8 protein-coding genes are annotated in these 10,268 nt (G+C 65.6%); all 8 read left to right on the top strand.

Translation table 11 applies throughout. The features are described from left to right. Positions 1-184 precede the first annotated feature (184 nt). Genes BUC15_RS17760 through cas2 form a run of 8 tightly spaced genes read left to right on the top strand, consistent with a single transcriptional unit; the run spans position 185 to position 10,057 of the window. The gene (locus BUC15_RS17760; RefSeq protein ID WP_073191120.1) at positions 185-1,333 is read left to right on the top strand and encodes a hypothetical protein; all 1,149 of its coding nucleotides are present in this window, start codon (positions 185-187) and stop codon (positions 1,331-1,333) included. Further along, positions 1,330-3,165, top strand: a complete 1,836-nt coding sequence (locus tag BUC15_RS17755) for an AAA family ATPase (RefSeq protein ID WP_073191116.1) — start codon at positions 1,330-1,332, stop codon at positions 3,163-3,165. The genes BUC15_RS17760 and BUC15_RS17755 overlap by 4 nt, the downstream gene beginning before the upstream one ends. Then, positions 3,162-3,815, top strand: coding sequence for a 4Fe-4S cluster-binding domain-containing protein (locus tag BUC15_RS17750; protein ID WP_175558402.1), 654 nt, complete (start codon positions 3,162-3,164; stop codon positions 3,813-3,815). Before BUC15_RS17755 ends, BUC15_RS17750 begins: the two co-directional genes overlap by 4 nt. Next, on the top strand, positions 3,797-4,402 hold the full coding sequence (locus BUC15_RS21310) for an FHA domain-containing protein (protein WP_084189724.1): 606 nt from the start codon (positions 3,797-3,799) through the stop codon (positions 4,400-4,402). Before BUC15_RS17750 ends, BUC15_RS21310 begins: the two co-directional genes overlap by 19 nt. A 34-nt stretch (positions 4,403-4,436) precedes the next feature. Continuing rightward, positions 4,437-7,094, top strand: a complete 2,658-nt coding sequence (locus BUC15_RS17740) for a protein kinase domain-containing protein (RefSeq protein WP_073191108.1) — start codon at positions 4,437-4,439, stop codon at positions 7,092-7,094. Next, on the top strand, positions 7,091-7,840 hold the full coding sequence (locus tag BUC15_RS17735; RefSeq protein ID WP_084189723.1) for a PP2C family protein-serine/threonine phosphatase: 750 nt from the start codon (positions 7,091-7,093) through the stop codon (positions 7,838-7,840). Before BUC15_RS17740 ends, BUC15_RS17735 begins: the two co-directional genes overlap by 4 nt. Before the next feature lie 46 nt (positions 7,841-7,886). After that, positions 7,887-9,782, top strand: a complete 1,896-nt coding sequence (gene cas1, locus BUC15_RS17730; protein WP_175558401.1) for a CRISPR-associated endonuclease Cas1 — start codon at positions 7,887-7,889, stop codon at positions 9,780-9,782. Further along, the gene (gene cas2, locus BUC15_RS17725) at positions 9,770-10,057 is read left to right on the top strand and encodes a CRISPR-associated endonuclease Cas2 (protein ID WP_245788036.1); all 288 of its coding nucleotides are present in this window, start codon (positions 9,770-9,772) and stop codon (positions 10,055-10,057) included. Before cas1 ends, cas2 begins: the two co-directional genes overlap by 13 nt. Positions 10,058-10,268 lie beyond the last annotated feature (211 nt).

Here is a 10,268-nt window from a genome sequence, read left to right as displayed (position 1 = left end):
CTCCGACCCGCCGCACCACCACCCACCGGTCCACGGATTCAGGTTTAGGTGCGACAGACCACTAGTCCAGTCTGACTCCGGCTCACTGCTGCGAAACCATCTGCGGCGTGCCGCAGATCCTGTCGCGTGACAGGCACGGCCCCCACTCTGTCCGTCAGTAACCACTGGGCGGAGGAGGAAGACAATGAGTGGACCGAAGGGCTACCAGGTTCGGGTGGAGTCGGCCGAGGAACGTCGGCGCCGTGAGACGTCGGAGGTGCAGGCCCGCTGTGATCAGATGCTCATCAAACTCGACGGTTTGCGAGGTGCCGGGGTGGAAGCGGCCGTGCCTCAGCCATCGGGACGTGGCCTTGAGGCACTGAGTGGATGGGAGGCGGCGCTTCGGGACGCACTGGCCTCCGCTGAGGGGCGCTATTCAGCGCGCTTGGTCGCGACCCGGCGTCAGCGGATCGAAGAGATGGTCGATGCGTCGGCGAGTGCCGGGCCCATACGGATCGAACTCCCAGGCGTTTCTTGTTCAGGTGCCACGCGACCGATTGACACAGGGTCGGAGCGTGCCGACTGGGGGCAACGCATCGGCGACCTGATGGGCTTGGCCAGCCAGGTCGATGACGATGCGCTGCATCAGGTGGTGGCCGACAGTGTCGTGACTTTGACCACGCTGGCGAGTCGCGAGGCGGATGCGTACTGGCTCGGGTTGCGCCACCGCGTAGCAACTGCGGTGCAGCAGTCCCGGGAACTGGCAAGGGTCCGAAGCGAAGCGGCCGACCTTGTGGCGCGGGTTGCGCACTTGGAGGGGCCAGCGGTAGACGACCTTGAGGCGCGTGCCGGGCGGGCACGGACCTCGCGTGATCTCAGTGAGCTGGCGCGCGACGTGGAAACCATGGTCGTGGAGGCCGAGGCCGCGGCCGATGCGGAGTTCATCGCCCGCGAGGCACGCGCGGTGCTGATCGAGCTGGGCTATCAGGTCGACATCCCCTTTGACGTTGTCGGGATGGATGCGCGGGCGTTGCTGGCCAGGCGCCGTGATCTGCCTGATCATGAGCTTCGGATACAGGTCAACGAAGGCAGCGGAACGCTGCTGACAAGCGTCGTTTCCCGAGAGGGCACTACGCCGACCGAGGACGTTGCTGCTGAGCGTGCGACCTGTGCTGACGCCAAGGAGCTGATGGTGGCGTTGGAGCGCCGAGGAGTGCACAGCGAGAAGAGCTTCGCGCGTGACCCCGGTGAGCGTCCGGTGCGCCGGGACCTCACGGGGGCGGTATCCGGCCGCAAGCGTGCCGCCAGGCGCGGGGAGCGACTGGTGCCACATGAGCGAGAGATTGGAAGATGAGCGTCCAGAGCTCGGCGGCCGACAGTTTCGAGGCGCAGAATCAGGCGATGCCGCTGTGGTTGCGTTCGATCCACGCGGCGCTCCCCATGACGTCTCACTTCATCGTCCATGGAGCCATCCGAGACCGACATGTGGTTCCGACGGCAACCGGGTTGCCGACTTTCCGCACCACCGTCGAGGCAATCTGGGGTGTGCTCGCTTCGAGCGGGTTCGACTGTCTCTTGACCTATTCGCCGCTCGACGGGATGGTGCTCGCCCACCAGCGCGACGGTTGGCGGCCACCTGAATCGCTGAACAACGCCCTCGGTCTTGACGCTCGGGACCCGGCCCCGCCTATCGACTTCCACGGACTCGACGCTGCGATCGGCTACGTGCAGACCACCCACGATGCGAAACCGGCCCTTCTGGTCGAGTACGTGTCACAGGCCAACGGGCTTGATGGTGACAGGCCCTCCCAGTTGAACGTCGCCATGCTCATGGCTCTGCGCAACGCACACCGGACCACAGGCGTTCAGTTCAAGCATGATGCTCGACGGCGCGCGCTCCGGCACCCAGTGTTCTGGCTCGTTGATCACCCCAACGACCTTCCAACCTGGATGCTGAGCGGGGACACGATCAGACAGGTGCCGATCGGTCGACCTGAGCTTCCCACTCGGGCAGCCGTCGCCTCCGTCCTGCTACCCGAGGCCGCGGCGCCCGGCGTGGCTGCCCGATTCGCTGACGCCACAGAGGGCCTGAGCGTCAACGCGATGATCGACGCTGTGGCCTTCCTGCACGCCAGCGGGGGTGCTGGTGACATCGACGGTGCGGTACGTGCCTACCGCGTCGGCGTCTCGGAGAACCCGTGGCGCAACCTGCAGCTCCGCGAGAAGTTGCAGGATGGGCATCAACATCTCGAAGCCCGGGTCAAGGGCCAGTCCCGGGCTGTTCAGCGGGTGCTCGACCTGCTCATCCGATCAGCGATGGGGCTGACGTCGGCTCATCAACGCAGGCCAGGAACCGGCGTGCGCGGGGTCTTGTACTTCTCCGGTGCAACGGGAGTCGGCAAGACCGAGATGGCCAAGGCGATCGCCGAGTTGGTGTTCGGCAAGGAAGAGGCGCTGATCCGCTTCGACATGTCGGAGTTCTCGGGCGAGGGAAGCGACCTGCGACTGATCGGCTCGCCTCCCGGCTATGTCGGCCATTCATCCGGCGGTGAACTCACCAACGCCGTACGCAGGCGGCCCTTCAGCGTCGTCTTGTTCGACGAGATAGACAAGGCCGACGGGCGGATCTTGGACAAGTTCCTGCAGATTCTCTCTGACGGCCGCCTCACCGACGGCAGCGGCGACACCGTCTACTTCACCGACACCATCATCATCTTCACGTCGAACCAAGGTCTGTTGAACACCGACGGCATCGACACCGACACCGAGGAGGGGCTGCAGGAGTACGAAGACACCGTGCGCAGGGCGGTGGAACGATTCTTCACCGACCAGCTCAACCGTCCAGAGCTGTTGGGCCGCATCGGTGACAACATCGTCACTTTCCGCCCCATCACCGAGCGGGTCGGACGTGAGTTGGCGGACGCGTTCCTCGACACCATCCTGACAAGGGTGGCAACAGCGACCGGGGTCACAGTGGAACTGACCGCCCAGGCACGTGACGTGCTCATCGGTGCCGCCGTCGCCGACCTTTCCAAGGGCGGTCGAGGCATCGGACTCGCGCTGGAGTCAGTGTTCGTCAACCCCTTGGCGCGCGAGCTCTTCCTGCTACCGAGCCACGGCTCGGTGGCCGTCGAGGGCATCGGGAAAGCATCCGACGGGACACCGACGGTACAGGTGCGGTTGTGAGGCTGCAGCTGAACAGGATCCTGGCGCCGGTCACAGTGCTGGGGTACGGCCAACGGATCGGGCTCTGGGTGCAGGGCTGCGGCATTGCGTGCCCAGGATGCGCCTCCGTCGATACCTGGGAACCTTCCGGCGGGGAGAGCCGGGACGTCGATGGTTTGGCCGCCCAGGTGGTCAGAGAGATCATCTCAAGGCGTCTCGTTGGTGTCACCCTGACTGGCGGGGAACCCACCGATCAGGCCCCCCAACTGGAACTCCTCGTCTTGAAGGTTCGCGAGTATCTATCCGTTGCTGGTTATGAGGCTCCGGTCGATGTGCTGCTTTTCACCGGGCGCCCGGCCCGTGCAGCGGCCGCACGGGCCGCCGGGCTGTGGAAGCTGCTTGACGCCGCGGTGTGTGGGCCCTACCGCAGAGATGAACCAGGAGAGGAACCTCTGCTGGCCAGCGCCAACCAGGAACTGGTTCTGCTCAGCCCGCTGGCGGCAGAACGCTATTCGAGGAGCGACGATGTCGCTCGTCTGCAGGTGGTCAGCGAGGACGGGCAGCTGCTGATCGTGGGACTGCCGCGGCCTGGGGACCTGGATCGATTCGAGTCCTTGCTCTGCAAGCGGGGCGTGAGCATGAGAGGAAACTCATGGCGAGTGACAACCTGATGTGCCCCCTCGGCGGGGAGCCCTTGGGCCCGGTGCCGGGGCTGTGCGGTTGTGGAAGATTCTGGACGAGTCTTGCCGAGGTCGACGCGGAGCGCCGACCCGAACTGAGGAGCCCAGGGGTCGAGGTGTCTTCGGTGGTTGCGACTACGCCACCAGATGCGGATGGCTGTCCACAATGTGGTGGTCCGATACTGCCTGGTGCAACGAGGTGCGGGTTCTGCGGGCAGGAGCAGCGCGATCGGCCCGCTGGCCCGAAGGTCTGCCTGGTGGTGGACGGCCACGCGCTCGAGCTGCCACAAGGCCTTTCGGTAGTTCTGGGCCGTGAATCCGACTACCGGCAGGTTCGTGAGCTGTTTGCCGGATGCAACGGCGTCTCACGGCGACACATTGAGGTACTGGTGAGCGGAGCCGAGGTGCGGTTCCGCGACGTGGGATCGAGGAACGGGACGTGTGTGGACGGCTGCGAGCTGGGGTCAGAGGCCGTAAGCCAGCCGCTGCCGGTGCACCTCCGGTTGGGCATGTCTCTCGAGATGGAAATCCGATCGGTATCCGCAGACGAAAACCCCCGACAGTGGACAGGAGAATGAAGATGCCCAGCCCAGAACGGTGGAGGAACGAGCCATGAGCGAGCGAACCATTGACGAACGCTGGCGTGCCGCAAGAACCATTGACGAGCGAAGCGTGCGCGGCACGACAAACGAGCGCCATTCCGAAGTGACCATCGACGAGCGAGGCACCACAACAACCCGCTTGCGTACGGTACTTCCAGACGCGCTGCTGGAGCGTTTCGAGCCCTTGGCGAACTTGGGGTTTGGCGGTGGCCAGGCGGACCTGGTGCTCTGCCGGGAATTGGCCACCGATCGGTCTGTCGTGGTCAAGCTGTACCGGCACTCTGCACAGCTGTCGCGGGAGGTGCTCAACAAGCTGCACCAGGCCAAGCGGCAACACGTCGTCGAGCTGCTCGCGCACGGCGACAGCGATGGCGAGCTGTGGGAGGTGCAGGAATACTGCGCGGAAGGGACGCTGGCAGACCTGCTCACGAAGCGGGGCGGTCGCGTCTCGGGACCGGAATTGGTTGCCGTTGTGAAGGAGTTGGCGGAGGCCATCCAACACGTACACGAAGACCTGGGCATCACCCACCGCGACCTGAAGCCGGAGAACGTGCTTGTGCGCTCCAGCGACCCACTCGACCTGGTACTGACCGACTTCGGAATCGCCGCCGAGCAGATGATGACCGTACAGTTCCAGACAAGGGCCGGATCGAGTTCATGGATGGCCCCCGAGGCGCTCTCGGAGCAGCAGGTCACAAATGCGAGCGACTGGTGGGCGCTCGGAGCAATCGTCTACAGGGCACTGGTCGGCCGGCTGCTGCTCAGCCTCCCCGACGGTGAACTGCAGCCCGACAAGGTCAACAGTGCGCTGGTGGTGCGTGGCGAATACACGACCGAGGCTGTCGAGGACGAGCGTTGGCGTCTCCTGATCGACGGGCTGCTGTCCTTCGAGACCGCCGACCGGTGGAGATATGCACAGGTCGCAGATTGGCTGGCGGGACGAAATCCGAAGGCTGTACGAACGACACCACGAGGGGCGGGGGCGACGCCGTCGGAGCCGGACTTCGCCTTCGTCCTCGGAGGGCGCCCTGCCCACACCGGGAAGGAGCTGGCTGATGCCGTACGCGAGCGTTGGGACGCGGCCGGTGACCTGATGGCCGGCCGGATCAACCCAGAGCTGGAGAGATGGCTCAAGGCCCGCTCAGGCGGGCAGCAGGTGCTCGACTCGGTCAGTATGGAAAGATCGCCCGGCGGGCGGTTGATCCGGCTCCAAGCAGCACTGGACCCAGGTGGCCCTTTGGAGTTTCGCCGTCGGGAGGTCAACGGGCAGACGCTGTCGTCTGCGATCGCGGAGGCGGCCAATTGGCATGCTGGCGCAACGGGGCCCGCGTCAGATTCGCACACTTGGCTCGGTGCCCTCCAGAAGGAGCAGATCCTCCGGGCAATGGCCGCCGTCGTTCCAGGTGAGGCAGGAAGAGCTTACGGATCCGCAGATTCCAGGCTCAACACCTGGGCTGATCAGTTCCGCCGTGTCCGTGAAGCGGTTCCGCAGGAGGTGCAGGCCGATCTCGATCAGGTCGAGGCGCAGTTGCGGGCCAATCTGTTCGCCTACGCGTTCGGCACCGCATCCTATTCGGCCAGAGCCGCACGTGCTCGGGAGGTCATTTCAGTAGGTGACGTCGGGTTGAAACCCTGGGCTGTGCAGGCGCGAGAGCTGGCATCTGGCACGTCCGATGACGCCATCGGCACGCTTCTCGCAGCCGAGGCCGTCGTCGAATTCGCGGTGGCAGCTACGCGTTCGGAAGCGGAACGAGTGGCAGCAGAGCGGGCAGCGCGAGAACGGCAGGCGACGGAGGAGGCGGCACGCGCTGCGCGTGAGAGGCTGGAGCAGCAAGCGGCACAACAGGCTGCTGAACGGCGTGAGCGGAGGCAGGCGAACACCAAGGCAACGCCTGCACGCTTCGGCGCGAGGGTGCTCCCGGCGGTGATCTACTCGCTCGTGTGTGCGCTTCTGCTTGCCAGGGGTGAGTGGAGCTTGGTGCTCAGCTTCGGCTGGCCAGTTCTCCTCATATGCCTGATCCCAATCGCGATGTCGCTCGTGGTCGACTGGGTCCTCGATGACCCGAGTGGCGGGCTCAGAGGGGTCGGTGCAACGCTCGGGGTAGCGCTGGGGCTGGGCCCTTGGGTGACGACGGTGGAGACAATGGTCGCCACCAACGCAGAGGTCCTCACGCCGGTGGACATGGTGCTGCTCCCATGGGGGCTCGGTGTCGGCTGGATGGTCGGTGCTGGTGCGCAGCGTGCCCTTGGACGGGTTGCCCATGGCCGACCAGGGTGGGGGAGTTATCCCGGGCGGGCACTGCGGCGGTCTCGGGCCATCGTCTTGACGGCCTTGTGGTTGGCAACGCTCAGTGCGGCCACATCCGGGTTCTTTGCCAGTTGTGGCGATGGCTGCTCGGCGGGAGCCGCGCGAATGTGGGCATGGGCCTGGCCATTCAACGAGTGGCAGATGGACCCGTTGGGCATGGCGGTAGGCAGCGGCATCCTCTGGGTCACGGCGTTCGCCTGGGGCTCATATGAGGTGGCGAAGGCGCTTTGGATAGCGAAGCGGGCCGTCTCCGTCGCTTCGCTCATCGTCTCTTGTCTGGTGGCCGTCGTGGTCTTCCTCGCCTACCCGGTGAACCCCTTGACGCGGATGTTGTCGATGGTTGTGGGGTGGTTCATATGACGTTCCCTGTTGGTAATTCCGGTGCAGTTGCAGCTCGCCGCATCAGTTACGCGGCGCTGACCGCCTGCGGAGGTGTTCGAGAGGCGAATCAGGACGCATTCGTGGTTTGTGGGCTGGTCGGGGTTGGCGACCTGACCTGCTTGGACGGGGACGTCATGGCATCGCCGTCGGGGGCCCGCGTATTCGCAGTCGTCGACGGCATGGGCGGACATCGGGGCGGCGAGGATGCCGCGGTCCTGGTGGCCGCGGAACTTGCCCGCTCCGATGGCGCGGCGCTGCCAGAGAGCTTCGATTCGTTCCTGGAGGGTGTGTCAGCCAAGGTTCACCGCGCGGGCTTGGGGTTGCAGACGCCGGGGATGGGTGCGGCAATGGCGCTGCTGGCTGTGACGTCGAGGCAGGTGATTGTGGTCAACGTGGGGGACTGCCGGGCCTACAAGTTGGCTGACGGATACCTCGGACAGTTGAGCATCGATGATCGCGCTCCAGGCGGAGCGGTGAACGTCTTGACGCAATCCCTTGGCGGCGAACCCCGCCGCCTCGACGCGCATGCGCTGGTTGACCCGGTCGACGGTGCTTGCCGCTACCTGTTGTGCTCCGATGGGATCCACGGTTTCGTCGACCCCGTAGAGGTGAAGGCCGCGCTCGTGAACGGTCGAGTCCCCACGGACGTAGTCCAGAGATTGTCAGATCTTGCCGAAAGGGCGACGCAGGACAATTTCACTGCTGTCGTTCTCGATGTCGCGTAGACCGCTGCCCGATGATCACGGCGACCACCGAGTTGAGGGCAACCGCATGGCCGAGACCGTGACGGCGACGGGTGCCCTGGCGCAGCGTGCCTTCTCCCTGGAGTCGCTCTGCGCGGCCTGGGAGGGTGTGAAGGAGAACGACCTGAGGGACGGCATCCCTTCCGTTGGCGTGACGCGCTTCGCCGACGATCTTGGCGACAATCTCGCTCTGCTCGCCGATCAACTCGCCGGAGGGTTCTACCGGCCGTCGGAGCTCGCCCCGGTGGAGGTGCTGCTCGGCGAGAAGCGCCGCACGCTGCACATCCCGCGGGTGCGGGACAGGGTGGCCGCTCGCGCCATCCTGGATACGGTGACACCGCTCGTCGATCCGGAACTGGGGCACGGTTCCTACGCCTACCGGCCGGGCCTGGGCGTCATGGACGCCATCCAAACCGTCGTTGCGCTCCGTGAAGAAGGGCTCCGCTTCGTGCTGCGCACCGACATCCTGGACTGCTTCCCGACCATCCCTGCCAGGCTCGCGAGGGAGCAGTTCGACGCCGTGGTCAAGGACGACGAGATCAGCCGCGTCGTCGCCCGCTTCGGAGCCCGCCGGTTCAGGGCCGAGACCGGGGGTGTGCGGACCCTGACTGGGCTGCCGCAAGGGTGCCCGCTGTCGCCGTTGCTCATGAACCTTCTGCTGCGTCACCTCGACGACGTGCTGGCGGGCGAGGGCTTTCAAGTGGTGCGCTACGCCGACGACCTTCTGGTCGCGGCTCGAACGGGCGAGGATGCGGCCGTCGCGGCGGACATCGTCCGCAATTGGGTGGAGGGGATGGGGATGCAGATCAATGAGGAGAAGACCAAGGTTACGTCGTTCGAGGAGGGATTCACCTTCCTCGGTGAGGACTTCGGCCCCAGGTACCCACCGCTGCTCGACGCGTCACCATCGGCGGACACCGCCGAGCGGGCCCTGTATGTCGGGTTGCAGGGAGCGGGGCTGAAGATGCGAGCGGGGCGGGTGCGGGTGGTGTCACAGGACGACGCCGTCGTGCTCGACGTACCGTCCACCCAGGTGAGTCGGATAGTGTGCTTCGGCTCGGTCGGCGTCAGTGCAGGGGTGCGCAACTGGGCGTTGGCGAACGAGGTCGAGGTGGTGCTGGCCTCCAGGAAGGGCAACTACCTGGGCACGATGCTGGGCTACGGGCAGAGGTATCGTCCGGCGCGGCTGCGGGCCCAGGTCGGGCTTCCAGCCAGCTCTCAGCTGACGATCGCCAGAGCGATCGTGGAGGCAAAGCTCGTCAAGCAGAAGGTGCTGCTTCAGCGGTTCAACAGGCGCCCGGTGCCGCAGGTCGCCTCCGAGGCCGTGAGCACGATCGCTGAAGTGCTGCGACTCCTCCCCGAAGCAGACTCGACGGCTTCACTCATGGGCATCGAGGGTGCAGCGGCCGCCGCCTACTTCAGGTGCCTCGGCCAGCTGGTGCCCGAGGAACTGCGCTTCGAAGGCCGTTCACGACAGCCTCCTGAGGACGTGGTGAACGCCGCCCTGTCCTACCTGTACACAGTGTTGCTGGGGGAGTGCGTCACGGCGCTGCACGCCGCCGGATTGGAGCCGGCCTTCGGGATCCTCCACAACGACCAGGACAACCGTGCAAGCCTCGCCCTGGACCTGATGGAGGAGTTCCGGCCATGGCTCGTCGATCAAGTGGTGATCGAAGCCGCGAAACAGAACCGTCTCCGACCCGAGCACGGCAGGCCCGAGGAGGGAAGGGGAGTGTTGCTCACGAAGGAGGGGAAGACCGCCGTCGTGGGGGCGTATGAGGAGCGGCTGCTCGGCACGGTGCGGGGCGCCCTCACCGGGTTCGCCGGGTCGAGACGGCGCCACATCTATCGTCAGGCGCAGCGGTTGCGGGCAGCGATCATGAACCCCGGCGAAGCGTGGACGGGCCTGTCGTGGCGACCCTGACCGTGATCGCTGCGTACGACGTTCGGGAGGACGACCGACGCGCCCGGTTGGCTGCGCTCCTGCAGGCATATGGAGACCGGGTGCAGAAGTCGGTGTTCGTGATGATGCTCGAGGAGGAGGAGCTGGAGGAGTTGCGCGGCCACGTCGGCCGGATCATCGATCCGAAGACGGACTCCTTTCTGGTGTACCGGCAGTGCAGCCCCTGCTGGGACAAGCAGCTGACCGTCGGGCAGGCCAGGACCCCGTCCCCGGTGCGATACTGGGCAGTGTTCTGAGTGAGGTGGAGGGGGTGTCAGCGGAATGCTTGGGATGGCCTCGGGTGTGATGGGCTCTGACAAGGTGTGATACCTGATTTGGAGGCGATTTGAGCAAACTTGTGGCGCTCTGGGAGGTCGGGTGTGTAGGATGGCTCCGTTGGTGCTTGTCAGGGCCTGGTTCTACGGGGCGGGGTTCCGGAGCACCCCTCGCGAATGAGCGAATTGAAAC

Origin of the sequence: Tessaracoccus bendigoensis DSM 12906, from assembly GCF_900141915.1 — a bacterium.
In the GTDB taxonomy this organism is placed as follows: domain Bacteria; phylum Actinomycetota; class Actinomycetes; order Propionibacteriales; family Propionibacteriaceae; genus Arachnia; species Arachnia bendigoensis.
The sequence above is the reverse complement of the archived record's forward strand: the minus strand, read 5'-3'. Positions and strand labels throughout refer to the sequence as shown.